The organism is Thermosipho sp. 1074, assembly GCF_001999655.1.
GTDB classification, from domain to species: Bacteria; Thermotogota; Thermotogae; order Thermotogales; family Fervidobacteriaceae; genus Thermosipho; species Thermosipho affectus.
Map to the genome: position 1 here is coordinate 171,449 of NZ_LBEX01000003.1, position 26,950 is coordinate 198,398.

Annotated in this window: 24 protein-coding genes and 2 tRNA genes; 9 read left to right on the forward strand and 17 right to left on the reverse strand. The window is 32.5% G+C overall.

The features are described from left to right. Positions 1 to 3: 3 nt before the first annotated feature. Genes XO08_RS01175 through XO08_RS01190 form a run of 4 tightly spaced genes read right to left on the reverse strand, consistent with a single transcriptional unit; the run spans position 4 to position 3,529 of the window. A complete protein-coding gene (locus XO08_RS01175) occupies positions 4 to 867 on the reverse strand; it encodes a helix-turn-helix domain-containing protein (protein WP_369799918.1) in 864 nt (287 codons plus the stop codon). Position 868: 1 nt separating this feature from the next. After that, the gene (arcC, locus tag XO08_RS01180) at positions 869 to 1,807 is read right to left on the reverse strand and encodes a carbamate kinase (protein ID WP_075665256.1); all 939 of its coding nucleotides are present in this window, start codon (positions 1,805 to 1,807) and stop codon (positions 869 to 871) included. After that, complete coding sequence (locus tag XO08_RS01185; protein ID WP_077287101.1) at positions 1,807 to 2,706, reverse strand: bifunctional enoyl-CoA hydratase/phosphate acetyltransferase; 900 nt, start codon at positions 2,704 to 2,706, stop codon at positions 1,807 to 1,809. The genes arcC and XO08_RS01185 overlap by 1 nt, the downstream gene beginning before the upstream one ends. A gap of 4 nt (positions 2,707 to 2,710) precedes the next feature. After that, a complete protein-coding gene (locus tag XO08_RS01190; protein WP_075665258.1) occupies positions 2,711 to 3,529 on the reverse strand; it encodes a M55 family metallopeptidase in 819 nt (272 codons plus the stop codon). A 281-nt stretch (positions 3,530 to 3,810) separates the two neighbouring features. Between XO08_RS01190 and dnaA the strand changes: the two genes are divergently transcribed. The 7 genes from dnaA (at position 3,811) to XO08_RS01225 (ending at position 12,116) form a co-directional block, all read left to right on the forward strand. After that, positions 3,811 to 5,121, forward strand: a complete 1,311-nt coding sequence (gene dnaA / locus XO08_RS01195; RefSeq protein ID WP_075665259.1) for a chromosomal replication initiator protein DnaA — start codon at positions 3,811 to 3,813, stop codon at positions 5,119 to 5,121. A 41-nt stretch (positions 5,122 to 5,162) separates the two neighbouring features. Continuing rightward, positions 5,163 to 5,345, forward strand: coding sequence for a ferredoxin (locus XO08_RS01200; RefSeq protein ID WP_075665260.1), 183 nt, complete (start codon positions 5,163 to 5,165; stop codon positions 5,343 to 5,345). Between the two features lie 229 nt (positions 5,346 to 5,574). Further along, positions 5,575 to 7,389: a hypothetical protein gene (locus tag XO08_RS01205; protein ID WP_075666672.1), complete on the forward strand. Its 1,815-nt coding sequence runs from the start codon at positions 5,575 to 5,577 to the stop codon at positions 7,387 to 7,389. Between the two features lie 23 nt (positions 7,390 to 7,412). Next, entirely contained in the window at positions 7,413 to 8,510 is a 1,098-nt protein-coding gene (locus XO08_RS01210; protein ID WP_075665261.1) for a BMP family protein, read from the forward strand. Positions 8,511 to 8,615: 105 nt separating this feature from the next. Beyond that, positions 8,616 to 10,124, forward strand: coding sequence for an ABC transporter ATP-binding protein (locus XO08_RS01215; RefSeq protein WP_269465626.1), 1,509 nt, complete (start codon positions 8,616 to 8,618; stop codon positions 10,122 to 10,124). Position 10,125: 1 nt separating this feature from the next. Beyond that, positions 10,126 to 11,160 (forward strand): ABC transporter permease, encoded by a 1,035-nt coding sequence (locus XO08_RS01220; RefSeq protein WP_075665263.1) that lies wholly within the window; start codon positions 10,126 to 10,128, stop codon positions 11,158 to 11,160. After that, on the forward strand, positions 11,157 to 12,116 hold the full coding sequence (locus XO08_RS01225; RefSeq protein ID WP_075665264.1) for an ABC transporter permease: 960 nt from the start codon (positions 11,157 to 11,159) through the stop codon (positions 12,114 to 12,116). Before XO08_RS01220 ends, XO08_RS01225 begins: the two co-directional genes overlap by 4 nt. Positions 12,117 to 12,213: 97 nt before the next feature. Here the strand turns inward: XO08_RS01225 and XO08_RS01230 are convergent. From XO08_RS01230 to XO08_RS01260, 7 genes are all read right to left on the reverse strand, one after another. After that, a tRNA-Asp gene (locus XO08_RS01230) sits at positions 12,214 to 12,291 on the reverse strand. 85 nt (positions 12,292 to 12,376) lie between these two features. Then, positions 12,377 to 12,454: transfer RNA gene (locus XO08_RS01235), tRNA-Asp, on the reverse strand. 87 nt (positions 12,455 to 12,541) lie between these two features. After that, positions 12,542 to 13,249, reverse strand: a complete 708-nt coding sequence (locus XO08_RS01240) for a queuosine precursor transporter (protein ID WP_077287119.1) — start codon at positions 13,247 to 13,249, stop codon at positions 12,542 to 12,544. A gap of 12 nt (positions 13,250 to 13,261) precedes the next feature. Next, positions 13,262 to 14,128 (reverse strand): DegV family protein, encoded by an 867-nt coding sequence (locus XO08_RS01245; RefSeq protein ID WP_075665265.1) that lies wholly within the window; start codon positions 14,126 to 14,128, stop codon positions 13,262 to 13,264. A gap of 2 nt (positions 14,129 to 14,130) precedes the next feature. Then, positions 14,131 to 15,453, reverse strand: coding sequence for a DNA repair protein RadA (gene radA, locus XO08_RS01250; protein ID WP_075665266.1), 1,323 nt, complete (start codon positions 15,451 to 15,453; stop codon positions 14,131 to 14,133). Then, entirely contained in the window at positions 15,446 to 17,902 is a 2,457-nt protein-coding gene (locus XO08_RS01255) for an ATP-dependent Clp protease ATP-binding subunit (protein WP_075665267.1), read from the reverse strand. Before XO08_RS01255 ends, radA begins: the two co-directional genes overlap by 8 nt. 71 nt (positions 17,903 to 17,973) lie before the next feature. After that, positions 17,974 to 20,202, reverse strand: coding sequence for a CehA/McbA family metallohydrolase (locus XO08_RS01260; protein ID WP_075665268.1), 2,229 nt, complete (start codon positions 20,200 to 20,202; stop codon positions 17,974 to 17,976). Between the two features lie 102 nt (positions 20,203 to 20,304). Here XO08_RS01260 and XO08_RS01265 point away from each other — a divergent pair, with 102 nt between their 5' ends. Both XO08_RS01265 and XO08_RS01270 read left to right on the forward strand, forming a co-directional pair. Beyond that, complete coding sequence (locus XO08_RS01265) at positions 20,305 to 20,775, forward strand: metallophosphoesterase (RefSeq protein WP_075665269.1); 471 nt, start codon at positions 20,305 to 20,307, stop codon at positions 20,773 to 20,775. Between the two features lie 271 nt (positions 20,776 to 21,046). Then, the gene (locus tag XO08_RS01270) at positions 21,047 to 21,973 is read left to right on the forward strand and encodes a magnesium transporter CorA family protein (protein WP_075665270.1); all 927 of its coding nucleotides are present in this window, start codon (positions 21,047 to 21,049) and stop codon (positions 21,971 to 21,973) included. Positions 21,974 to 22,000: 27 nt separating this feature from the next. Here XO08_RS01270 and ltaE read toward each other — a convergent pair whose 3' ends face one another. From ltaE to XO08_RS01300, 6 genes are all read right to left on the reverse strand, one after another. Further along, positions 22,001 to 23,014, reverse strand: a complete 1,014-nt coding sequence (ltaE, locus tag XO08_RS01275; protein WP_075665271.1) for a low-specificity L-threonine aldolase — start codon at positions 23,012 to 23,014, stop codon at positions 22,001 to 22,003. A 64-nt stretch (positions 23,015 to 23,078) separates the two neighbouring features. Beyond that, entirely contained in the window at positions 23,079 to 23,762 is a 684-nt protein-coding gene (locus XO08_RS01280; RefSeq protein ID WP_075665272.1) for a hypothetical protein, read from the reverse strand. Positions 23,763 to 23,797: 35 nt separating this feature from the next. Then, positions 23,798 to 24,736, reverse strand: coding sequence for a radical SAM protein (locus XO08_RS01285; RefSeq protein ID WP_075665273.1), 939 nt, complete (start codon positions 24,734 to 24,736; stop codon positions 23,798 to 23,800). Continuing rightward, entirely contained in the window at positions 24,733 to 25,518 is a 786-nt protein-coding gene (locus XO08_RS01290; RefSeq protein ID WP_075665274.1) for an NAD(P)/FAD-dependent oxidoreductase, read from the reverse strand. The genes XO08_RS01285 and XO08_RS01290 overlap by 4 nt, the downstream gene beginning before the upstream one ends. Then, positions 25,503 to 26,057 carry a cysteine hydrolase gene (locus XO08_RS01295; protein WP_075665275.1) on the reverse strand — a complete coding sequence of 185 codons (555 nt, stop codon included), beginning with the start codon at positions 26,055 to 26,057 and terminating at the stop codon, positions 25,503 to 25,505. The genes XO08_RS01290 and XO08_RS01295 overlap by 16 nt, the downstream gene beginning before the upstream one ends. Beyond that, complete coding sequence (locus tag XO08_RS01300) at positions 26,054 to 26,944, reverse strand: radical SAM protein (protein ID WP_075665276.1); 891 nt, start codon at positions 26,942 to 26,944, stop codon at positions 26,054 to 26,056. The genes XO08_RS01295 and XO08_RS01300 overlap by 4 nt, the downstream gene beginning before the upstream one ends. Positions 26,945 to 26,950 lie beyond the last annotated feature (6 nt).

Here is a 26,950-nt window from a genome sequence, read left to right on the forward strand (position 1 = left end):
AAATCACCTATTCTTATCCAACTTATATATTTTAATCTTATAAGAAAGTGTTTTATAATTAATATTCAACATTTTTGCAGCTTTCATCCTATTCCCTGATTTCTTTAATGCAAGTGAAATATATCTTTTCTCCACATGTTTCACCAATTTACTCGTAAAATTAATTAAATCAATACCGGAAAATGTAGACTTTTTAAATTTTGGTATATTTAACATACCATTTGTCGCATATTCACTTGCAACTTTCACAAGTTCTTTTGTATTTCCAGGCCAATTATAAAGTTTTAATAATTCATATTCTTCATCATCCGGTATTCTCTTTTCGATATTATTGTATTTAAAATAGATAGAAGATAAAACTTTATCAAACATAAAAACAATGTCTTCCTTTCTATCCCGAAGTGGTGGTATCTTTTCCCCCTTTGTTTTTGAAAAAGTAACCTTTACTCCTGGGAGTTTTAAGCGAATATATGATACATATTCATTTAAATACATGCCATCTTCGTATTTTAAAGTCGCTTTTTCTTTATCCTTATACATTGATATTAATTTGTTTAAAAACTCATGTATTACAGGACCTTGGAGTTCTGGAAAAGAATACAACATATCAAATTCTCTTTTCAAATCATCATATCTCTGTCTTTCTTCAAGATACAAAACTGCAAGCTCCAATTCCCTTATGGAATACACCACAAACTTACCCGGAACATTCTTTTTTTCAGTTAAATATACAACATCCCAATAATTTTCTTTTAATTTTTCTTCTAAGTTTAAATCATAAATATCAAAAACAACATTCTGATGGTTATATAAAAATCCCCTCAGGTCCTCCACGAGAGCCTGAGGGATAAGAATTCTAATCAACATTTCACCCCTTAATAATTCGTGTTCCAGTTTCACCCCTCAAGGCTTTATCCAATACACTCATATCTGTTATCAAACATTCTTTACCAGTTGCTTCAACAAAATCTATTGCAGCTTCTATTTTAGGTCCCATACTTCCTTTTGGAAAATGACCTTCTTTTAGGTGTTTTTTTGCATCAGAAACAGTTAATCTATCCAACGCTTTTTGATCTTCTTTTCCATAATTTAAGTAAACTTTCTCAACACCTGTTAAAATAATTAAAACATCCGCACCAATTTCCTTGGCAAGTAACGCACTTGCCCTATCTTTATCAATTACGGCTTCCACGCCCTTTAATCTTCCATCTTCAAGGACTACAGGAATTCCCCCACCACCTGCTGCTATAACAATCACATCATTTTTCATAAGCAATTTTATCACATCTTTTTCAATAATGTCCAGAGGTTTTGGAGATGGAACAACTCTCCTCCAACCTCTACCCGCATCTTCAACTATTTTCCAACCTTTTTCACGTTCCAATTCTTCTGCCTCTTCTTTTGTATAAAAAGGTCCGACAGGTTTAGTTGGGTTTTCAAAAGCGGGATCATTTTTATCCACTATTATTTGTGTAATCAAAGCGGAAATTTCCCTCTTCCTTCCTTTCTCTTTCAAACAATTATTCAAGGTTTGAGCAATCATATATCCTAAACTACCTTGAGTTTGTGCATCATTAACATCAATAGGAAAAGGTGGAATTTTATTTTTTGCAATTTCCTGTTGGATTAGCAAATTTCCAACTTGTGGTCCATTTCCGTGAGTAATCGCAATATCATACTCATCAAGCATATTAACTATATAACTTGCAGTTTCAGAAAGATTTTTTATCATATTTTGTGCAGTGGGTTTTTCTCCTGGCCTATTAACTGCATTCCCACCAATTGCAACAACAGCTAATTTTTTCATTATTTTCCCTCCTTTTGTACACTAATAGCCGCTGCAATAGCAAGTGAATTTTTCTTTGATTCACTTGTATCAGCACGTGAAACTATAACAATAGGTGCCTTTGCCCCCATCACTATACCGGCAATCTTACCATTGGCAAGATAAATTGCAGATTTTCCTAAAAAATTTCCGCTATGTATATCTGGCACAACCAATATATCCGCCTTTCCCGCTACATCACCTGAAACTTTTTTTATTTTAGCCGCAAATTCACTTAAAGCATTATCCAATCCCAACGGTCCATCTACTACACAACCTTTTATTTGACCTCTCTGCGCCATCTTTGCAATAATTGCCGCTTCCATAGTTTCAGGCATATCTGGATTTACAACCTCAACTGCTGCAATAAGGCCTACCTTCGGTTCTTTATATCCCAATTTATGTGCAAGTTCAACAGCATTTTTAATAATTTGAACCTTTTGTTCCAATGTTGGCTTTATTACCATTCCGCCATCTGTAACAAACACAATCCTATCCATGCCCGGTGTCTCTAATAATGCAACGTGAGATAACAAACCATTTCCTCTCAATCCCCATTCTTTGTTTAAAACTGCTTTTAATAAAGTGGAAGTTTTAATAAGGCCTTTCATTAGAATATTGGCATCACCAGATGAAACTAATTTCACTGCTTTTTCCGCTATCTCATTTTCAGATTTTGCATCAACAACTGGCAAATCCATGCCTAATCCATTTAAATTTCTTCTCACAATTTCCTCATTTCCAACCAAAATAGCTTTTATTCCATAATCTTTGACATCTTTTATAGCTTTTAAAGCCTCTATATCCTCTGCACCAGCTAATGAAACAACCGCATCTTTGGTCTTTGCAATATCTACAATTTCTTCAAAACTCTTTAGCATTCCTTCACCTCCCAAGATATTTGACAATTGATGCCATAAATGTCATACTGAGTATTGTATCAAAAACCACCCTATAGTCATCATGCACTAATTTAACTTTCCTTCCATCAATTCTTTTAACAAGTGGCAACATTTCCACCAAATCAGCACGAGCTGTATCTGAAAGTTCAACGACTAATTCTATAGGTTTCTCAAATTTTACAATTTCAAATTCCTCTCTTGGTACCCCTATCATTTGCTTTGTCTTATTCTCAATATCCAAAAGAACTTTTTTCATAGATTTGTGCTTTGCAGAAAATCTTCCCAAAGAAGTTTTTGTCTCCACATAAAACAAATTTTTAAAATTAACCTGTGTTTTTAGTTTATCATCCCCTATAATCATTGCAACAGGTACATTGTAAAGTCCTGCATAAGCAGCGTTAATGATTGCTTCATTCATTATCTTTCCATTTATCCAAATATTATGTATAGAAGATGAAGAATATGTATGATCCATTACTGCATATCTTGTGCCAATTCCAGCATGATAACCAAAAAACACAACTCTATCAAAAGTTTCATCAAGACCTGTCATCATGTAATCCTTTCTCAACCCACCGGATATTATTTCCACATTATCAAATTTCTTTGTAATTTCCCACAACACGTTATCTCCCATGGCGTGAGAATCGGAAATCAACACATAATTATTTCCAACAGCTTCCAAAAATTTTTCTAGTTGTTCCATAAGCAGATGTTGTTTGAATTTAATACCATATTCCACATCAGACCACTGCGTTATCCCCCCTAATCCTTCAAAATCTAATGAGACATAAATTTTCATATTTTTCACCTCCATGTTACAAATTTATTTTATCTTAAATCCCCAAAAAATCTAAGCTTCGCATACTTGTGTAAAAATTAGAAAATCAAAAATTCTCATCAATACTTAATTTTCTTTGTTCTTAAAAAAGAAATTTAATAACCCTGCCACATTGTTTCACATTATTGGGAATTTATTCAGAACATTGACACATTTTTCCCTTGAATTTTTACATTGAGGTATGAGATAATAGATTCTGCCCCACCAAAAAATATTCAAAAATAATCCTTGAGGTGTTTCCTATGAAAAAAGAGATAATAGTTGCACTAAAAGAAAAAATTAGCCGCCAAAATTGGGAAAGTTGGTTCTTGGATTTTGATATTAGGGAAATTAAAGATAAACATGTCATTTTCGAAGTTGGAAATATCTTTATAAAAGATAGGCTAGAAAAAAAGTTTAATAAAATTATTTCAAAAATAGTCAAAGATATTTTGGGAAAAGATAGTACATTTGAAATTACATACAAAGAGGTCAAAAACGTTAAAAGTGAAGCTGGTCCATTAATCAAAAAAAGACCTCTTTTAATCACACCACTTAACCCAAAATATACTTTCGAAAATTTAGTTGTAGGTGAATTTAATAAGTTTGCATACAACGTATTTATTGAAGCAAGCAAAAAACCAGGCTTTTACAACCCAATATTTCTATACAGTGGTGTTGGGCTTGGTAAAACACACCTTGCTCAAGCACTTGGAAATTATCTACTTGAAAGTAACCCAGATATGAAAGTTGCTTATCTTACAAGCGAAGAATTTATGAACGAAATGTTTTCGGCCATAAAAAACGGAAATATTGAAGATTTTAGGGAAAAATACAGAAAAAAAGCGGATATCCTAATAATAGACGATATCCAATTTTTAATAGGAATAAAATCGGCTCAAACAGAACTCTTTCATACATTCAATACTATACACGAAGCTGGAAAACAAATTATAATCTGTTCAGATAGAACCCCTCAAGAATTAAAAGATTTTCATTCAAGAATGATTTCTAGATTTCAAATGGGGTTGCTAGTAAAGATCGAAAAACCAAACAAAGAGGATTTATTTAAAATCGGCAAAAAAATCTGTCAAATGAAACACATAGAAATTGAAGACAAAATTATTGATTATATCAGTAATGTATACGATAATCCCAGACTCATACACGGGGCAATTCTAAAATTAATCGCATATAAAAATCTATACGGAAAACTAAACCTTTCTATTGCCGAAAGTATACTAACAAATGTCTCCAAACCTCCAAAATCATTTGAACAAAGACTCCTTGAAATCTTAGCAGATATTTTTGATTGTTCACCAGAGGATATAATATCATCTAAAAGGACAAAAAATATTTCATACGCAAGAAAAGTAGGAATGTACTACGCCGTCAAAAAATTAAATCTTTCAACTAGAGATGTTGGAACTATCTTTAAAAAGTCACATTCATCTGTAGTACAAAACGTAAAACAAGTGGAAAAATTGATAAATGATGGAAATATTATAGTAAAAAATTACTTAAAACAAATAGATAAAACATCAAAAACCTTTGCACATGGTGAAAGCATGTGATATAATCTTAATAGTAACTTTAATATCAGGAGGTGTCTAGGATGAAAGTTAGAGTAGACGAAGCAACATGTATCGGTTGTGGTGTATGTGAAAATCTTTGTCCAGATGTTTTCAAAATAGGCGACGATATGAAAGCAAAAGTTCTTCAACCAGAAACAGATCTCGAATGCGCAAAAGATGCAGCAGATAGCTGTCCAACATCTGCAATTACAGTTGAAGAGTAGTTAGAAAAAAAAGAAAAAACACCCTCAACTATGAGGGTGTTTTTTTATACTGCTATTTTCCTTCAAATTTAATATAATCGAATTTATTAAAAAAAACTTAAATAAAAGTGAAAAAATTAATTTTATTGTAATTTTTTACAGAATTTATGCTATAATTCTTTGTAGATAAACTTTTAAATTCATGATAGAATTAGAATCCAAAAAACAACAAAGTGGAGGTGCTAATTTGATGAAACGGGCTTTATTTTTTTCTTTTTTAATAATCTTCTCAATAATGGTATTTACGATTAATCTGGAAAAATCAAAGGAGCTGTTCTTGTATTATATCCAAAATTTTGATAATCCCAGCGATGAATTTCTTTTGACTGTCAAAAAATCTATTGACAAAGATTTACCTTTATATAGATTTTACAAAATAGCACTAGTAGGTAGTGTTGAAAAGACAGATGTAACGAAAAAGGTTGGGGATTATCTTAATGTTATATACAAGCAAACAATATCTAAAGATTACAATGAACAGCTTGCACGTGCAATGTTTTTTTCGTACCTTGAATCCTCCCTTGAAAGAAAAAAGTTTGAACCCAGCTTTATTAAATCTTCCCCAAATTTCAATCAATTTTTTAACAAATACCAGTCAAAAGTAATTTTTGCTTCCAGAAACTTCATTTCAGATCTCTTTGCAAAACATTTAGGTGCAAAAATAGATCTCCCTCATGACATCGCCGCACCATATTATACATATGAATTTAAATATACACCAAAATTCAACCAACCTGAGTTTTCAGATGAAATAAAAATTTTGCTTAATAATGAAGAAATAAAGAGTAAATTTAATGAATACCTTGGAGAAATAAAAAAACACCCAGATAGATTATCCTATTACATAAATAGGTACACCAGCCTTATGCAAAGAAACATTATAAAAGATATTTCCAATTTAAAAAATCATTTCTCTGAGTATTTCGCAAAGCTTCCTCCCAAAAAAACAAATTTTTGGTGGATAAGGTGGATCATATATGTTTTAATCATACTAATTTTCTTTAAATCAAGAAAATGGAATTATGTTATTTTAACAATTTCTATTGTTGAAATACTATATTTGTTCTTAGCATTTGATGTACTTTCAAACACAGACGCAACTATATATGGGTTAATAGCCTTCTTTGCACTGATTGCTTCCATATTTATAACACTAAAAAACAAAAAAATATTTGATATTATCATTGTTTCATTATTAGTTCTTTCATTTTTCATTCCAGCGTTTTCTACAAAAGATCTACTCATGAAAAATCAAAAAGATTTTCAGAATTCCATATATTTTGATGAACTTACAAGCGACGTCTTAAAGGATAAATATTCTAGATTTTCAAATATTATTACCAATTTGTTGACAATTGTTAATTCAAGTATTAATAATACAGAAAGTATAGTAAATAGAATAAAAATTAACCTAAACGAAATTGATAAAAACGTAAAAACAGCTGAATACAAAAGCATTGAAAACTTTGATAATAGAATTAAAGATTTTAAAAGCCTAAAAGATGAACTATCAAACTATGTAATTGAAGAAGATATAAACAAAAGCCAATTTAAAAGAGCGGAAAAAGACCTAGAAAAGTTTTCAAACAAAATAGCAAAACTCTCTTCCGAAAAATTTGAAAAATTATTTGTATCAGAACTTAAAAGAAGACTAAATTTAGAAGAAATCGCTCCATCTGTTCGTAAATTAGAAAAAATTATATCAAATACAAAAGACAAAAATAGCTTAAAAATATACTTCTATAAAACAAAATTCGGCATAATAACTTTCGTTCTTATAACAATTGGTCTATTTTTATACACTTTAAAAAACAAAAATTATTTTATTTGGATAATAGCATCGATATTGTCATCAATATTAATGCTTATAACCCCCATTAATTACATTGTCCAATTCGGTGTACCAATGTTGAAACTAAATTATACATTTACTATTCCAACATTATTTATAATTTCCATTTTAATCTTATTTAACTCATTAAAATCTTTACCCAAAAAGGGTTAAACTCTTAAAAGGAGGGATATTTCATGAAGAAATTACTTGTTTTCATTTTAGCAATGTTTTTTGTGGTAAGTGCCTTTTCATTTAAAGCAATTATGGTAACAGACACTGGAGGTCTTGGCGATAAGTCATTTAACGATGGAACTTGGGCAGGTATTCAAAGAGCCGGTAAAGATTTAGGAATAGAAACACAAGTTATTCAATCGTACGAACAAGCAGATTATATCTCAAACCTTACAAAAGCCGCTCAAGAAATACAAAAGGAACCAGATGGTGGTATCGTATATGCTGTAGGATTTATGATGACTGATGCTCTTTTCCAAGTTGCTCAACAATTTCCAGATGTATACTTTGCAGGAATAGACATTGCACCTCCAACAGAAGATGTTCCACCAAATGTAATATGTTTCTTATTCAAAGAACAAGAATCTGCGTTCTTGGTTGGATATATAGCAGCCGCAACTACAAGAACGGGAAAAGTTGGATTTATAGGTGGAATTCCTATTCCTCCTGTTGAAAGATTCAGATACGGTTTTGAAATTGGTGTGAAGGTATACAACGATTTACACGGAAGAAATGTAGAAATTTTAAAGGGTTATACAAATGCATTTAGTGATCCAAAAAAAGGTAAAGACCTTGCACTTTCACAATTTGCAGGAGGCGTAGATATTATATTCCACGCAAGTGGTGCTTGTGGTAATGGTATTATTGAAGCTGCAAAAGAAAAAATGGTATCACTCGTTGGAAAAGAAGATCTCGCAACAATTTTGGATTACGCATACTCAAACGGCGGATATTTTGCAATTGGTGTAGACGTTGATCAAGACTATATGGCACCTGGTATAGTACTTGCAAGTGCGATGAAAGGTGTAGATACAGCATCATATCTCGGTGTAAAATGGGCATACGAAGGAAATTGGATGCCAGGTATACACAAACTTGGTCTTAAAGAAAACGGTGTAAGAATGAGTCCAATGAAATACACAAAAGGGTTAGTTACTAATGATACACTTGCAGAACTTGCATACCTTGTTACACTCATTAAAAATGGCATACTTGTAATCCCAGAAACAGAAGAATCACTTAAATCCTTTAAAACCCCAAAAATAGCATTCCCATTCTAAAAGCTAAGGGGGGCTCTCCCCCTAGCTTTGTTATTTTACCAAGGTAATAAAACTTTGGTAAAGTAACAAAGCAGAAAGGAGGATTACATTGTGTATGCAGTAGAAATGGTAAACATTGTAAAAAGGTTCCCCGGAGTTTTGGCAAATGATCACGTCACCATTAGAATAAAAAAAGGCGAAATACACGCCATTGTCGGTGAAAATGGTGCTGGAAAGTCTACGCTAATGAATCAACTTTACGGATTATATCATCCAGATGAAGGTGATATCTTTATCAACGGACAAAAAGCACAAATCAAAGGGCCAAAAGATGCTATTAAAAACGGGATCGGTATGGTCCACCAGCATTTTATGCTTGTTGATACATTAACCGTTGCAGAAAATATAGTTTTAGGTAGTGAACCTACTAAAGGCATGAACTTTGATTTAACAAAAGCAAAAAAAGATGTAAAAGAACTATCTGAAAAGTATGGATTGCTAGTTGATGTAGACGCAAAAATAGAAGATATTTCCGTAGGAATGCAACAAAGAGTGGAAATTTTAAAAACATTGTACAGAGGAGCAAACATAATAATACTTGATGAACCTACAGCAGTATTAACACCTCAAGAAGTAGAAGAACTATTTGAAATAATGAGAAAGTTAAAAAAAGATGGAAAAACTATTTTGTTTATCTCGCACAAACTTCATGAAGTTATGGAAATAAGTGAAAGAATAACGGTTATGAGACTTGGAAAAGTAACTGGTGAACTTGAAACTTCAAAAACAAATCCACGAGAAATTGCAAGGCATATGGTGGGAAGGGATGTTGTATTAAGAGTTGAAAAAAAACCTCATGAACCAAAAGATGTAGTATTTGAAATAAAAAACCTTGTTGTAAATGACAATAGAGGGTTAACAGCGGTAAATAACGTCTCTTTTTCAATAAGGAAAGGTGAAATTGTAGGAATCGCAGGTGTTGCAGGAAATGGTCAAACCGAACTTGTTGAGGCTATAACAGGTTTAAGAAAAGTTAAAAGTGGTCAAATATTGTTTGAAGGTAAAGATGTTACAGGTGCAACTCCAAAGCAACTTAGGGAATTGGGACTTTCACATATCCCTGAAGATAGATTAAAACATGGAATCATTGAAGAATTTGAAGCATATTACAATGTTATTTTAGGTCAACACTATAAATCCCCATTTTCAAATGGGACATTTTTAAATCACAAAAACATATTTGAATATACAAAAAATCTTATGGAAGAATTCGATGTTCGTCCAAGGAGAATAGAACATTTAGGTGGGAATTTTTCAGGTGGTAACCAACAAAAATTAGTTGTGGGACGTGAAATTAGAATGGATCCAAAGTTTCTTGTAGTTGCACAACCCACCCGTGGTCTTGATGTAGGTGCTATTGAATTCATTCACAATCAAATATTGAATATGAGAGAAAAAGATGTTGGAATTTTGCTAATTTCAATGGAACTTGAGGAAATATTCTCGTTAAGTGATCGCATTTTGGTAATGTATGAGGGAGAAATAATGGGTGAAGTAAAGCCAAAGGAGACTACTGTTGAAGAAGTAGGTTTAATGATGATAGGCCAAAGATTAGAAGAGGTACGGAGGGGATAAGATGAATAAAAAAGTATCAGCAATACTCATTCCAATAATTTCTGTTTTAATTGCATTGTTAATTTCAACGATAATAATACTTCTTATTGGAAAAAATCCTTTAGTTGCATACTCTGCTTTAATTAGAGGATCATTTGGTTCAAAACAAGCAATTGCAGATACAATAATTAAAACCACTCCTCTAATATTAACGGGTCTTGCGGTTGGTTTTGGTTTTAGAGCTGGTGTATTTAACATTGGTGCTGAAGGTCAAATGGTTATGGGAGCGTTAATTGCTGCAACTTTTGCAGGAAATTTTGGGTCACTTCCCCCGATAATCTCCATTCCATTAACAATATTAATTGCGATGTTAGTAGGTGCAGGTTATGCTGCAATAGCTGGTTTTCTTAAGGCAAAAACTGGGGCACACGAGGTAGTTACAACAATAATGTTAAACTGGATAGCCACATACTTTGCTTCTTATATGGTTACAGGTCCTTTGAAAGTTGGATCTGGTACACCTAAAAGTCCGGAAATTGCAGATTCCGCTCAACTTCCTATCTTAATGAAAGTTGGTGCTATTGAACTGAGCGCTGGAATAATCATCGCAGTTGTCGCTGCAATATTTATGTATATTCTTCTAAACAAATCAACAACAGGTTATGAAATAAAAGCTGTAGGTTTTAATCCATATGCAGCAGAATACGGGGGAATCTCCGTTGCAAAGAATATCGTACTTGCAATGGCAATAAGTGGCGCACTTGCAGGTCTTGCAGGCGCAACTGAATTAATGGGAGTACACCATAGATTTCTCGGTGAACTTTCCGGTGGTAAGGGATTTGACGGTATCAGTATCGCATTAATTGGTCAAAATAATCCGATAGGAATAATCTTTGCAGCACTTTTAATAGGTGCATTAAGAACGGGAAGTAATGAAATGCAATTTGTCGGGGTTCCAAAACATATGGTTATGATAATACAAGGTATAGTTATCTTTCTTGTAGCTGCCGATAGAATAGTACGCACTATTATGATCAGAAAGAAGGTGGAAAAATGAGAATATTAGAGGCAATATTTCTAGTATTTGCAAACCCTCTTTTTTATAAAATTACATTAACAGCTTCAACTCCTTTAATATTTGCTTCACTTGGTGGTGTTTACAGTGAAATTACCGGCGTTGTCAACATTGCATTAGAAGGTATTATGCTCCTTGGAGCGTTTACATCTGTAGTATTTACATATTTTACTGGTAGTGTGTGGATTGGAATATTAATGGCAGTAGTCTCTGGTGTTGCCTTTGCATGGTTGCATGCTTGGGGAAGTATTAAATGGGCTGGAAACCAGGTAGTTTTGGGAACTGCATTAATACTAATTGCACAAGGTGTAACCGGATTTTTAATGGTACCAATTTTTGGAAAACCAGGACAAACTGATTTTGTTGGAAAAGTTAAAGAAATAAAGATTCCAGGTCTTTCAGATATACCTTTTATTGGAAAGATATTTGGAGAGTTAAGTCCATTTATATACATAGCGTTCATATCAGTTGCATTTTCATGGTGGCTTATATACAAAACCAAATTGGGACTTAGAATGAGAGCTGTAGGTGAAAACCCAGAAGCTGCAGATACTCTAGGTGTTAATGTCTACGGTATAAGATACTTTGGAGTTTTAATGAGTGGTGTTTGGGCAAGTCTTGCAGGTGCGTATCTTAGTATCGGTGAAGTAGGACATTTTAGAGAATTAATGTCAGGTGGAAGAGGTTTTATTGCACTTGCAGCTATGATTTTGGGAAAATATAATCCAGTTGGTGCAATGCTTGCAAGTTTGTTATTTGGTGCATCAAGTGCTTTTGCTAATCAAATGCAAAGTAGTTCTCTAATCCATGTTTCAGCTACAGTTAAACCATTATTTGATATGATACCATTTGTCCTTACAATAATCGTTGTTGCAGGATTCGTTGGAAAATCACGTCCACCAAAAGCTGATGGAGTACCATATGAAAAAGTATCATAATGAAAAAGTATCAAAAAAAGGCTTCGGATAATCCGAAGCCTTTGATCTATTTATATACAAAATAAAAAAGACGAAGCTTGGGCTTCGTCTTTTTAATTGGCGGGGACGACGGGATTTGAACCCGCGGCCACCGGTGTGACAGACCGGCGTGATAACCAGGCTTCACCACGTCCCCAACTCTGGTAAGGAAATTCTATCACGATATTTTAAACTTGTCAATTATCTTCTATCAAAGGCAAAGCACAATGCTTTGCCTTATCTGGCGGGGACGACGGGATTTGAACCCGCGGCCACCGGTGTGACAGACCGGCGTGATAACCAGGCTTCACCACGTCCCCAACTCATCTTTTTCACAAAGACCATTATTTATTTTGCCATATACTCTTTGTTTTGTCAACATATCTTTTAGTAAAATTTTAGTTAATTTATCCTTCGTTTTTTACTAATTCATTAATCTTTCCTTTATCAAATAAAAACTTTGCTATATATAGAAAAGGAGTGTCAGCAGCTGCTACTATCCATTTGAAAAAATATGTTGTCCACAAAATACTCCAAAACACATTTAACTCATAAACACCCCAAAACGCTATAAAACAAAACACAAAACTATCAATAAGCTGTGAAATCATTGTTGATAAATTATTTCTTATCCATAGATATTTTGTTTGAGGAAATTTCTTTTTCCATATATGAAAGGCCCAGATATCGTGCATTTGCGAAAGCCAATATGCAGAAAGTGATGCAATAACTATTCTTGGCATAAAAGAAAAAATAGTAACCAACGCTTCCTGTGAAAAATCAGATGCATCTGGTTTAAACAACAATGCAATTTGCATCATTATTGTCATGGTAATTAAACTCAAAAAACCAACCAAAACTGCCTTTCTTGCTTCCTTTTTCCCATAATTTTCGGAAAGGATATCAGTAACCAAAAATGTAGTTCCGTAAACTATATTCCCCAATGTTGCAACAAATCCAAATAACTCTACCGTCTTAATAACTTGGATATTTGCAATAATAGTTGCCAAAGTAGTCCAAATAAACAATCCAGTCTTACCAAAATACTTGTAAAAAATTAATATACCGGAAAAGTTAGCAACCATCAATACTATCCAAAGGATTTCGTTACTCACCAAAATACCTCCTTATTCTAATATTTCTATCCCAAAACCAGCCATTCCAATTCCCACATGTGTCGAAATTACCTTTCCAGTACTCGACTTATCAAAATAAACTACTTGGTATCTTTCTTTTATTAATTTGTACATTTCATCAACATGTTCTCCTCCATTGCAATGTATACCCGTTAAACCAATCTTTTTTCCTATTTTTACTCCTTCTTCCTCCATCTTAGTCAAAATCATATTATAAGCCTTTTTATACCCTCTAACCTTATCAAAAGGTATTAATTCACCCTCATCATTAATATAAATACCAACTTTTATCTTCAGTAAATTCCCGACAAATCCAGAAAATCTACTAACTCTTCCACCTTTAACCAATGAATTAAAATCAGATACAAAAAAGATCGCATGAAACTTCTTCTTTTTTCTTGCATCAATAATTTTCTTTTCAACTTCTTCTAAATCCAGACCAGCATCTAGCAACTCCCTTGCATATCTTGCCATGTTGGAAATAATTGAAGATGCCATTCTTGTATCTATAACCTTTATTGGTATATCAAATTCTTGAGATGCAAGTAATGCTGAATTGTATGTACCTGATATTTTTGTAGATATTGTTAAAACCAAAATCCCTTCATATCCTTCTTCTATAGCTCTCATATATGCATTTTGAAACTGCACAATTGATGGCTGAGATGTTTTTGGCAATTCTTGTGCGTTTAAAAGTTTTTCGTAAAATTTTTCCAATTCTTTTTCATTTCTTGTATCATCTGGTTCGCTTTCACCACTTATCCAATTAATATGTAGCGGTACAATTTCAATATCATACTTTTCAAGCCAACTTTCCGGAATATCAGATGTACTATCTAAGATAATCTTTGTCTTCATATTTACCCCTCCTCTAAAATCTTTCTATGCAATTCTTTAATATTTCTAACCTTTAATATTTTATCACCTTTAATATTTTCATCATAAGGAATTATAAATCTTTCAAATCCAGCTTTTTTCGCATTTTCAATTCTTTTTGCCAAATCCCGTACTTTTCTAACACTACCATCCAAACCTACCTCTCCAATAACCACCATTTTACCCAAATACTTATTAAATAACGAAGATAGTATAGAAGCAGCAATTGCAAGATCACTTGCCGGATCTGTAATTTTAATACCACCTGATACATTTAAATAAATATCATGTGCATCTATTGGCAAATTTAAATGTTTTGAAATTACTGCACTTAATATTATCAACTTTCTTACATCAACTCCATGTGAAATCCTTCTTGAAGTAGCTATTTTATCTCTTGATACAAGACTTTGAATCTGAACCAAAATAGGTTTTGTTCCCTCATACAAACAAGAAATAATATTTCCCGGCATTTCACTCTCTTCGATAAAAACCTTATTTTTCAATTCTTCAAGCCCCGTACTCTTCATTTGAAAAACGGCTATTTCCCCACTAGGTCCAAATCTATTTTTTAAAACTCTTAATATACGAAAATCCGTTGTTTTTTCCCCCTCAAAATAAATAACGGTATCCACTATATGCTCAACTAATTTAGGACCAGCTATATTACCTTCTTTGTTTACATGCGCAATCAATAAAACGGAAATTTTTCTTTCCTTTGAGTACTTTCTGATTTTCTCTACAACGGTCCTTAACTGCAAAATTCCACCTGGAACACCTTCAACTTTATTTGAAAAAATAGTTTGTATAGAATCAAACACGATAAATATAGGAGAAATTTTTTCTATATTCACAAAAATAGATTCTAGTTCATTATCAGTAGTAACATACAAACTTTCATTTTTCACATTTAATCTTTTAGATCTTAGGGCAATTTGTTCTATGCTTTCTTCACCACTAACATACAAAACCTTTCCAACTTTTGAAATTAAATAACTAATTTGAAGTGCAAGCGTACTTTTTCCAACACCAGGCTCCCCACCTAAGAGAATAACTTGTCCTGGTACAATTCCCCCACCAAACAATCCATCCAATTCTTCTTTACTTGTTTTAATCCTTTCAATCTTCAAAATATTTAAATCATCACTAAGCAAAAAAATGCGGGACCCTTTCCCCGCATTTATTTTCTCTTTCACTTCAAATTCCTTTGCACTATCCCAAGCATTACAAACGGGACATCTACCAAACCATTTTGGTGATTCATACCCACAACTGTCGCAAACATATACTTTTTTGGCTTTACTCATTCTTTACCTTTACCTTCTTTTCTCTCTTTTTCTTAAATACAATTTTTCCTCTTTCATATGAACATAAAATAATGTCATTTTCTTTAAATTTTCCCTTTAACAATTCCTCTGATAGAGGATCCTCTATATATCTTTGAATAGTTCTCTTCAAAGGTCTTGCACCATATGCCGGTTCATATCCTTCCTGTACCAAAAAGTCTTTTGCACTTTTTGTTAATTCAAGTTTCAATCCTTTTGATTCTAACCTACTTCTAATATCTTTCAACAAAATATCTATAATTTCTCTAATGTGCTTTTCAGTTAGCTTGTGGAATACTACAATTTCATCTATTCTATTTAAAAATTCCGGTCTAAATGTTTTCTTTACTTCTTCAATAACCTTGGATTTCATTTCACTAAATTCCGCATTTAAATCTTCACTGTCGACAAATCCTAAAGATTTTTTACCTGAAACTATTTGGGCTCCTCCAATATTACTAGTCATTATAATTATTGCGTTTCTAAAATCTACGATGTGCCCCTGAGAATCTGTTAGTCTTCCATCATCCATTATTTGCAGTAACAAATTAAATACATCTGGATGTGCTTTCTCAATCTCGTCAAATAAAATAACCGAAAATGGTCTTCTTCTTACCTTCTCCGTAAGAGTACCTCCTTCTTCGTAACCCACATAACCAGGAGGCGCACCTATTAACCTAGAAACTGAGAACTTTTCCATATACTCACTCATATCAAACCTTATTAACGCCTTTTCATCCCCAAACAAATATTCAGCTAACGTCTTTGCAAGTTCAGTTTTTCCTACCCCAGTAGGTCCAAGAAACAAGAAAACGCCAACTGGTCTTCTTGGATCTTTCAAACCACTGCGAGCACGTCTTATAGATCTAGCAATTGCCTTTACAGCTTCATCTTGACCTACCACTCTATTGTGAAGTGCTTCTTCAAGCTTTAATAACTTTTCGCTTTCTTCTTCTTCAAGTTTCTTTAAAGGAATACCTGTCCAATTTGCCACAACCTCTTCAATATCTTGAACATCTACTACTATGACACTGGTTTCTACTTTTTCCTTCCACTCTTCGTACTTTCTAGTATACTCTGATTTCAATTGCTGTTCTTCCTCTTTTAATTTTGCCGCTTCCTCGTAATTTTGGTTTGCCACTGCTATTTCCTTTTGAAGTTTAATATTCTCAATTTTATTTTTATAAATATACAAATCATTCGGCATAACAAACGCCTTTAACCTTGCACGTGCTCCCGCTTCATCTATAACATCTATAGCCTTATCAGGCAAGAAGTGATCACTAATATATCTTTGTGATAAATACACCGCCGCTTCTAGTGCTTCATCAGTGTATTTTACTTTGTGATGCAACTCATATTTTGGCTTTAACCCTCTTAATATTTCAATTGTCATCTGTGCAGATGGTTCTTGAACGTAAATCTTTTGAAATCTTCTTTCAAGAGCCGCATCTTTTTCAATAAACATTCTGTACTCATCTGGAGTAGTTGCCCCGATACACTTTACCTCACCTCTTGCAAGTGCAGGTTTTAATATATTTGCCGCATCAACGGCCCCTTCTGCAGAGCCTGCACCTACAATCATATGAATCTCATCTATAAACAATATTATATCCTTTTCATTTTTCAAAACTTGCAAAAGTTTTTTCATCCTCTTTTCAAACTCACCACGATATTTTGTACCTGCAACAAGAGATGCCACATCCAAAGAAAAAATAGTTTTTCCCTTTAAAGGTTCTGGAACCTCACCTGCAACTATTCTTTGAGCAAGTCCCTCAACAATTGCCGATTTTCCAACACCTGGTTCTCCAATCAATACGGGATTGTTTTTCTTCCTCCTAACAAGTACTTGCATAACCCTCTCAATTTCCAAATCTCTACCTATTACCGGATCAAGTTCTCCTTTCAACGCCAAAGCTGTAAGATTAACACCAAACCCTTCAAGTTGTCTTGTTCTTTTAACAATTTCATTTTCCAAATCCAAATAATCTGATTCCTCATCCGTCATATTTCCAGATAACTCCCTTCTTAATTGTTGAATATTAATTCCCATTTTTCTTAAAATATGCACCGCTATACCTTCTCCTTCTTTTAAAATACCCAAAAAGAGATGAAAAGGTCTTATCTTATCATCACCCATATCTTTTGCTTCTTCATAAGCTATCTCGGTAACTCTCTTTGCTCTAGGAGTCATCTGAGGAGACATTATAAATCCCCTCATTCCCATACCAACTATTGAAATTATTTCATTTCTAATCTTTGAATAAGAAATTCCATATCCTTCTAATATTTTCCTTAATCTTTTATCATTCAATTTTAAAATTGCAAGCAACAAATGTTCCGTCCCAACATATGAATGTCCTAATTCTTTTGCTTCTTCTTGAGCTGTTACAAAAACCTCGGCGGACTCTTCCGAAAACTTATCAAACATATATTTCACCTTCCTTTCTGTCCGCACCTTATTTAAATTATACCTTAAATAAACGAAAATATCAATTTTTATTAATTTGATAATATATTTTCAATAAATACCTTATCGTACTCAAAATCATAGTCTGAAAAAATGGATTTTCCCAAAACAATTACTTCTCCATTCCCAATTACTTCTTTTGCAGCAAGTACAATTTTTTTCACAACTTTTGCATCACCATTTCCATCACTATCTTCATTATACGCCGTATCTGAAGAAATTAATACTATGGCATTATCACCTACTATTAAAGAACAAGGACTATAAAATCTTACACCATTTACCAAGATTTTATACTTTGCTCCATAGTTATTAACATCATCGAGAACTTGATCATCATTAAATCTTATACTTGAACCCAAATATTCTAAAATTTCGTTTAAAGTTCCAGTATTTCCACCATTTCTAAAATCACTCTTTGAAGTTATAATAACTTTTCCACCGTTTTGAATAAACATTTTTATGTTATAAATCTCATCTTGTGTATAGCTTTTACCATTTTGAATTATTAAAATATCACCACTTTTATTAATCTTTTGGATATATTCTACTTCAAAACCTTTCTCCTTTAAAAAAGATTCAAATTTTGTCAATTTTTCTTTCCCATAATCATTTCCATGCCCAATATCTATTAAAACCCTTTTAGAAACATTCGAAAAAACACCAAAATATTTATCTAAATCCTCTAAGTTCATTACCGTAGCATTTAAAAGTTTTCTGTATATTTCAAAATAATTTTCATCGCTTCCCTTTATTAAAATTATCTTCCCTTTAAATTCCTTTAAAGCTTTTAGTTCTGGACTTAAAAGATCTTTTGAAAAATCGAATCCGTCAATTTTGGGCGTAGAAATAATCAATATATCAACATTTTCAAGATTATTCAAAAATCTCTTTGGGTATAAAACCTTGTATCCATTTCTTCTAAGTATTTCTGCAAATTTTTTCAAATAATCCAAATGATCATTTTCATGCAAAGTATCTATTACAACAGTCTTTTTATAACTTTTTATAAATACTTTAAGTGATTGAACAAAGATCCCATCCACATAAAACTCTACTTTATTGCTTCCAGATGATAATTCTAAATCTAAAATTTTATGTCTATTCTCATAAGCATTTAGTAAAACATCTTCAGAATACAATAATTTATTATTCACCTTGATTCCCAAATGTACATCCTTTTCTTTAGGAATTATATTGTAAATATCAAAAGATAATTTTCCATTAAAATAATTACAATTGTTTACGTAGACATCGCTACTCTTTTGAAAAAATATTGGTGCAGTTACAATTTCATCACCATCAGACTGTTTTACATAAACATAATACCATTCATAACCATCTGGTATCTTAATTTTAACATCCGTTGCATAATCATTTAAATTTGGAAATGCACTAACGATTGTGCCACTTTGTGATACAATCGCAAAATAAGTTAATATATCATCATCTTTATACTTGAAATGTAAAATCGCTTCATCTGGGCTTTCTACAATATCTCCCATAATATAATTTTTATAACTAAACGAAAGCTTCACGTTTTTATCCTCAGTACCAAATGTGTGTCTACTCCAAAGTGCTCCCATTACATCTTCATATGTTAAAGTATTCGAAATAATACCTGTTCTTCCTTCATTTGCACTTCCCCAATTTGCCTTGTGATTATCTTGACCAACAGTTGCACCTAAATGCCATCCCTTATTTAACGCCAAATTATAATTTTTTAACATTTCATTACTAATAACATCTCCTTGTTTCCAATTTCCATTTCCCACTTCAATTAAATTCATATATTTATCCGCTTCTGGATAATATTCAAAATCATTAAAGTTCCCGAAAATCTTGATAGGATGGTTAAACTGCCCTAACTTCTTGTGCTTGATTATCCACTTGTAAAAATCTTCTGCAGAAGGCACATTATTTCTGTCAACCCATTCTAAAGATTCATAAACATTAATATGGCCTATTCCAGAAGTCCATTCAAAACCTTGTAGTGCAATAAACTTTCCTTCTATTGTTGCATTTTCAGCCGCTTTTTTCGTTAAAAAAGGTTTAGTCTTCCCATCTATTAACTGAGTAAAATAATACGCATGATCAGTTACAGCCTGAACATCAACATAACTTTTCGCATAATTATACGCATCTTCAGGCAATAACTTTCCATCTGAATAAGAAGTATGTGCATGTAAATTACCGTAATATATATTTGCAAATGAAAAAAACGTAGCTAAAACCAAAAACAATACTACTATCTTTTTCATAGTCTCACCTCAAAATTTTATTTTTCCTTGCCAAATAATTATAACCTAATTTTGGAATGTAAAAAAAAAAATTATGCTACAATATTGTAAAGGGGGGATAATATGTGGCTTATCTTAAGTGATTCACATGATAATTTAACAAAGGCAAAGGAAATAGAGAAGATTATTTCCAAATATTCAATTGAAGCAGTCTTTCACTGTGGCGATTTTGTTGCACCATTTATACTACCGTACTTTTTAAAAGAACAATTTTACGGTGTTTTTGGGAATAACGATGGGGAAAAATTACTGTTATCTCAAAAGTCAAATTATAGAATAAAACCAGGACCATATGAAATAACACTTAATAATTTTAAAATATTGATAATGCACGAGCCATACGCGTTAAATGCGGCAAAAAATAGCGATTTATATGATTTTGTATTCTTTGGCCATACTCATGAATTACTAGCGGAAAAACACAACAACACACTTATAATCAATCCCGGCGAATCATCTGGTTGGCTCACAGGAAAGGCAACTGCTGTTATTTTAGAACCTTTGACAAAAAAATATGAAATTCTAAACATTTGAGATACTAAAATACAAATGCTTTAAAATTGATAAAATAATTTTTCAAGATTAAATTCACTTATGAAAAGAAATCTTTTAATTTTTTAAATTTTGAAAACAACAAATTAAGTTTTAAAGAAAAAATAATACAGATTAATGAAAAGTGATATAATTTAGAAAGGCCAATATATAGGAGGTGAAAAGGTAATGAGTAGTGATAGTTTCAGTTGCAGTTACTCAGACGAACCTTTGCCACGACCACCGTAAAAAATATATAGAGGAGGTAATAAAAATGGTAAAATTTTACACCACAAAAGAAAACAAAATTGTGGAAGTTGAAAAATTTGTTGAGAACTCTCTAATCAAAGTTATTGATCCTTCCGCTGATGAAATTCATATGCTTTCAAGTTTATTGCAATTTGACCCGGATTTTGTATACGACTCACTTGATGATGACGAAAGGGCACGTATTGAAGTAGATGAAGATACCGTATTAATAATCCTAAAAATTCCTAAAAAGTTCGATAGTAGCTCAAAGATTCCTTATCGAACTGTATCAGTTGGTATAATTATTGGAAAAAATTATACCATTTTTTCCTCAAAAGAACCCGTAGAATTTATAGAACATATGATCAAAAATAGTAAATTTGATATCAACAAAAAGAGCCGCATGATCTTTCAAATTTTTCTCATAAATGCGAAGGTTTTTCTTGCATATTTAAAGGAAATAAATAAAACCATTAGCATTATTGAAGAAGAATTACATAGATCAATGAAAAATAAAGAGCTTGAAGAAATGATGTACCTTGAAAAAAGTTTAGTATATTTTACTACTTCACTAAGATCAAATGAAATAATGATGGAAAAATTACTTAGGGGAAATATTATAAAAATTTATGAAGAGGATAAAGATGTTTTAGAAGATGCCATTATCGAAAACAGGCAAGCAATAGAGGTTTCAAATATATACAGTGACATTTTGGCAGGGATGATGGATTCATATGCCTCTGTTATTTCAAATAATTTAAATATCGTCATGAAAATATTAACAGTTGTTACTATATTAATGCAGATTCCGACAATAATAACTAGTTTCTACGGCATGAACGTGAAATTACCAATCCAGCATAATTCCTTGGCTTATTTATATATAATCATATGGTCCATTGGAACTGTGGCACTCACACTTGTTTGGTTTAAAAAGAAAAAATGGTTATAATCTCCTTTCAGCCAAGCTGAAAGGAGATTAATTGAAAAACTTTGCCATGGTTTCTACAACATAATCAATATCCTCTCTTTTTATCCAATAATGTGTAACAAACCTAAACACTCCGTCCTCTGGCGGATTTATTTTTATGTTGTTTTTTAAAAGATACTCAATAAATTCATTTGTGGAAAAATTCTTATCGATCTTGAAAAATACCATGTTTATTTCAACCTTTTCGACAATTTCTATAAAGGCAAAATTACTCAACCTTTTTGCCAAATATCTTGCATTTTCATGATCTTCTTCCAATCTAAAACGCATTTTTTCTAATGCAACAATGCCCGCCGCAGCTAATATTCCCACTTGCCGCATACCACCGCCCATTATTTTACGCTTTTTTCTCGCCCTTTCAATAAACTCCTTGTTTCCAACCAAAAGTGAACCAACAGGTGCACATAACCCTTTTGAAAGACAGATATTTATAGAATCAGCATATTTTGCAATTTCTTTTGGTTCCACCTTTAGAAAGGTTGACGCATTAAACAATCTTGCTCCATCTAGATGAATAGGAATATTTCCTGCTATTTCTCTTATTTTTTTAAAGTTATCCAAAGGTATTACATTCCCATTTGAATGGGCATTTTCAAGACAAATCAATCCTGTTCTGGGATAGTGTATATCTTCAACTTTCCTTATCTTACTCTCTAAAACTTCAGGAATCATCGCACCTTTTTTTGTCTCAACTGTTCTTAGCTGCACACCTGCAATTACAGCAGCAGCACCTGCTTCATGCTGGACTATATGATAGTTGTCACCGATAATAACCTCATCTCCTCTTTGACAATGGGTAAACAAAGCAAGTTGATTTGCAAAAGTACCACTTGGAACAAACAAGGAAGCTTCTTTTCCCAATATATCTGCACATAACTTTTCAAGCTTGTTTACCGTTGGATCATCCATATATACATCATCTCCAACTTCTGCGTATGCCATTGCCTTTCTCATCTCTTCTGTAGGTTTTGTTACTGTATCACTTCTTAAATCTATGTACATTAGAACACCTCCTTATCAAAAAAGGCCGAGGATTTCCTCGGCCATATAAACATTTAATTTAAAATTATTCTCCTTCCAATGGGGTACCTTTTGATGCCTCATCAAGAACAGAATTCAACGCTTTGAAGAAGTCTACTCCTTGTTTTCCCAATTTTCCCACTGTTTGACTTACAAGTGCTTGAGATTCAAGGATTGATAACAGATTTGTTGGATCGTAGAAATACAAAACGTGTAATTCAACAATATTTCCCTTTCTTACTTCCCAACTTGCATATTTTAAAGCTCCACTCACAATAGCATTCGCCATAACCTTAGTAATTCCTTTATAAGCACTAACGGCTGCCTCAACAAGCTGTTGACTTGCTTTTTCTTCGTTGTTATTTGTCTGTACACTTTGTAATTGTCCTTCAACAACTTTTCTAAAGGTTTCAACTTTTGCATTTAAAAATTCCGCAATTTTACCTAAAGCTTGCGTCCTTGCTGCATTCTCTGCAATTGACATATTTACTCCGCCACCAACATTTACTCCTTCAAAAAGGAAAAGTCTCCCTTCACGTGCAAGTTGCGCAACTTTTGCTTCGTACGAATAACTTACTTGCACATTTTCTGCTTCTTTAGGTAATTTCCATATCCTAATCCCTTGCGCTTCAATATACCTATCCTTTGGTAATAAAAAGAATATAGCTCCAACAACCAACGCAGCAGCTAAAACACCCACACCTATCCACAATAACATGTTGTTTTCCATGGTATCACCTCCTCAGGAAATATTATAACATTAAGTTATTTAATTACAAAATTATATCCATATTTTAATTGCTCATTTTCCATCAAATGTTTTTGTACATACTGCCCACAATTACTACCTATTTTATTTTCCTCCAACTCTCCAATACTTATTATAACATCATACCCATTACTCTTTAGTTTATCCACAAAATATTTGTGATTAACTGGCATAAAAGTCTCAAGATCAATATCTGACTCTAATCCATTCTTTGTAGCAGAATAAGTGGGATTTACAGGCGTGATTTTTATTAAAAACTTATCCTTATCAAAATACTTAATTATCACATCTGGATCAACTATATTCTGCTTTGCAAGTGCAAAATTCAATGTGACTTTTCTATCTTTTTCCTTCACAAACATTTCTCCATATTCTGCAATTTTTCCAAAATCCCACTTTCTAATGGGAATAATTTTATCGCGTTGTTTTAAATCTGTCGAATGAATAGAAAACTGCAACTGAAAACGACCTCTATAGTGTTTTTCTTTTAATCTAAATAATCTTTCAAAAAATTCATCAGTCCCCACTGGTGCAACTGTTGAAATAGATGGCATTAATCCAGGTGCGTTTAAAATACCAGGAAGTTCTTCTAAGACATCCAATACACCTTCATTTAAAGCGGGCTCTCCCATCCTTGCAAATTGAATTTTAAATTTTTTAACGGGCACATTTCTACCATACCTTGTATCTACCAAAAATAATATTTGCTCAATTATTTCTTCCTTTGACAACTTTCCATTGTAAAATCCCCCAGCATCGCACATTAAACAACCCACTGGACAACCGTTCAACGTGGAAACTATCAACACCCACTTTTCATCCCTTGGTATTGGAGGTTGTATAGATTCCACAAATTCCACAATGTTTCCCTTTGAAGTCTTTGCAAGGTATACATATGCAACTTTTTCATTACCAAATCTCTTTAATATTTTCAACACCCATCCCTCCTCAAAATCTTCATTCCTACCATAATACCATCACCTACTGCAATTGATGCTTGTCTGTAATTTGGATGCGCAACATCACCTATCAGATGGACATTCTTTGCTCTTAAAAAAGATAAATCTATCTTTCGCCCTATAGCAAGTAAAAGTGCATCAAAACGATAAATATTTTCTTTTGTCCTTATTTTAATAAAGTCATTAAAATTTAAAACTTCTTCAATTTTTTCACCCAAACGCATCTTAATTTTAAGAGATTTTGCTATATTATAAAGTCTTGGCAATGCCTTAATTTTTTTACTTCTAGAAAATAAAACAACATTTTTTCCTTGAAGTCTTGCCCTAATTGCGCCATCAAATGCCACATCACCTGCTCCATAGATTGCCAAATTTTTAGACCTTGGAAGATCTCTATACTCATACACAACCTTATCATTTTCAAATTCCTTTATTCTATTTGGTACAGTTCCAGTGGCAATTATTATTTCATCGAAAAAATAATTGTCTTTTTTGGTAATTATCTTGTTCTCTTCTACTATAACGACTTCATCTTTAATAACTTCAACATTGTATAAATTCAAAAATGACACCATATTTTTCACAACATCTTTTCCAGATGCTGGCTTAAAAATGGGAATATTTTCCACTCTCCAAGCATTGATTAACATTCCGCCAAGTTGTTTCTTTTCAAAAATTGTACAATCTATTCCATACCTTTTTAAAAAAACTGCAGCAGAAATCCCTGCAGGGCCTCCCCCCACTATTCCAACGCGCATAAAATTTCCTCCGTTGAGGAAATAATTGCAAATCCATGAGCTAGTGATTTCAACGACGAAAAATGATAAAATTCATTTTTATCCCAAAGCGCATCTTCTACCATAACAATATTAAATCCCCTTACAAATCCGCTTCTAGCCGTTGTTTCACAACAAAGATGAGTCATAACTCCAGTTATTATCAAATCAGTTATACTTTCTTTTTTTAAATAATCCTCCAAATCCGTTTTATAGAATGCATCATATGTATCTTTTTTTACTATTTTTTCCACAACAAAATATGGGTCTATACTCTCCACTACATTTCCCCACCATCTTCTCATATTCTCCGAAGCTCCCACGTGCAATGTCGAAACAATGGGATATCCTTTTTCTTTAAATTTATCTACTAACTTCTCTATATTTTCAAAAATGTTTTCAATCCCACTCAAATAAGCTGGGCTTTTTTCATCAAAAAAATAGCTTTGAACATCTATAATTAACAAAGAAGGTCTATTTAAAATGAGGGGATGTTTTTTTCGCTCTCTATAAAAATTCATTCTAATAACTCCTTTACCATATTTTCCAAATCTTTATTATACTCAAAGAAATTATATGGGATATCTCCAGGTTTTTCGTTATAATAAGGCCTTGTGCAATGTTTACATCCAGATGTTAAAAAGGCCCTTCCCAAATTTTCTTCGTATCTATAATTTATCTTTTCCAACATATTTCCTTTAAACACAAAAGTATCCATTGAAACTTCCTTTTCAAAAATTAAATACCTTGCCAACTGAATCTTTCTATACCTATTTCTATCTGGAGGTATTTTATCTTCTAATTTAGTCCCTTTTATCGGAGTAAACGCAAATAATGCAACATTTACACCAAAATTTTTCATGTTATAAAAGAAATCAATCAATTCTTTATCACTTTCTCCCATTCCAACAATAACATGAGTGGTTATTCTACCAGGATATTTTTCTGCAGCACTCTTTATCAAATTCATTAACTTCTTAAAATCTCCTCCTCTAATCTTACTAAATAATCTTTCATTAACCACGTCAACTGATAAACCAATTGAATCAATTCCAAGCGAAAAATAACTATCTATTTCTTCTAAAGTTAGTGCCCTTACTGAAACAGAAATTACCTTTCCCTTTAAAATTTTTAAAACTTCTTCTAAATCCCTTCTATATCCTCTATAACTTACAACCTGCAAACATATTCGCTTTACATTTATATTTTTTAAATCATTACTTGAAACCTTTTTCCAAACAACTCTAGATAAAAACTTATTATCCACATCCACACTTCTTGCATGGGAACAAAATCCACAATCAAAAACACACCTACCATCAAGCATAAAATAGGCTGTATCCATCTCAATTTTTTTCTTTACATGACCCAAAAGACCTAGTGTCCCATAAGATGCTCTCAATACCATATTATT

Coding starts and splice junctions, on each gene's coding strand:
- XO08_RS01295 (WP_075665275.1), bottom strand. CDS start 26,057: ATGAATTTTTATAGAGAGCGAAAAAAACATCCCCTCATTTTAAATAGA.
- XO08_RS01185 (WP_077287101.1), bottom strand. CDS start 2,706: ATGCTAAAGAGTTTTGAAGAAATTGTAGATATTGCAAAGACCAAAGAT.
- XO08_RS01190 (WP_075665258.1), bottom strand. CDS start 3,529: ATGAAAATTTATGTCTCATTAGATTTTGAAGGATTAGGGGGGATAACG.
- XO08_RS01225 (WP_075665264.1), top strand. CDS start 11,157: ATGAGAATATTAGAGGCAATATTTCTAGTATTTGCAAACCCTCTTTTT.
- XO08_RS01300 (WP_075665276.1), bottom strand. CDS start 26,944: ATGGTATTGAGAGCATCTTATGGGACACTAGGTCTTTTGGGTCATGTA.
- ltaE (WP_075665271.1), bottom strand. CDS start 23,014: ATGTACATAGATTTAAGAAGTGATACAGTAACAAAACCTACAGAAGAG.
- arcC (WP_075665256.1), bottom strand. CDS start 1,807: ATGAAAAAATTAGCTGTTGTTGCAATTGGTGGGAATGCAGTTAATAGG.
- XO08_RS01260 (WP_075665268.1), bottom strand. CDS start 20,202: ATGAAAAAGATAGTAGTATTGTTTTTGGTTTTAGCTACGTTTTTTTCA.
- XO08_RS01280 (WP_075665272.1), bottom strand. CDS start 23,762: ATGGAAAACAACATGTTATTGTGGATAGGTGTGGGTGTTTTAGCTGCT.
- XO08_RS01200 (WP_075665260.1), top strand. CDS start 5,163: ATGAAAGTTAGAGTAGACGAAGCAACATGTATCGGTTGTGGTGTATGT.
- XO08_RS01175 (WP_369799918.1), bottom strand. CDS start 867: ATGTTGATTAGAATTCTTATCCCTCAGGCTCTCGTGGAGGACCTGAGG.
- dnaA (WP_075665259.1), top strand. CDS start 3,811: ATGAAAAAAGAGATAATAGTTGCACTAAAAGAAAAAATTAGCCGCCAA.
- XO08_RS01245 (WP_075665265.1), bottom strand. CDS start 14,128: ATGAAGACAAAGATTATCTTAGATAGTACATCTGATATTCCGGAAAGT.
- XO08_RS01210 (WP_075665261.1), top strand. CDS start 7,413: ATGAAGAAATTACTTGTTTTCATTTTAGCAATGTTTTTTGTGGTAAGT.
- XO08_RS01255 (WP_075665267.1), bottom strand. CDS start 17,902: ATGTTTGATAAGTTTTCGGAAGAGTCCGCCGAGGTTTTTGTAACAGCT.
- XO08_RS01215 (WP_269465626.1), top strand. CDS start 8,616: ATGGTAAACATTGTAAAAAGGTTCCCCGGAGTTTTGGCAAATGATCAC.
- XO08_RS01205 (WP_075666672.1), top strand. CDS start 5,575: ATGAAACGGGCTTTATTTTTTTCTTTTTTAATAATCTTCTCAATAATG.
- XO08_RS01265 (WP_075665269.1), top strand. CDS start 20,305: ATGTGGCTTATCTTAAGTGATTCACATGATAATTTAACAAAGGCAAAG.
- XO08_RS01290 (WP_075665274.1), bottom strand. CDS start 25,518: ATGCGCGTTGGAATAGTGGGGGGAGGCCCTGCAGGGATTTCTGCTGCA.
- XO08_RS01220 (WP_075665263.1), top strand. CDS start 10,126: ATGAATAAAAAAGTATCAGCAATACTCATTCCAATAATTTCTGTTTTA.
- XO08_RS01270 (WP_075665270.1), top strand. CDS start 21,047: ATGGTAAAATTTTACACCACAAAAGAAAACAAAATTGTGGAAGTTGAA.
- radA (WP_075665266.1), bottom strand. CDS start 15,453: ATGAGTAAAGCCAAAAAAGTATATGTTTGCGACAGTTGTGGGTATGAA.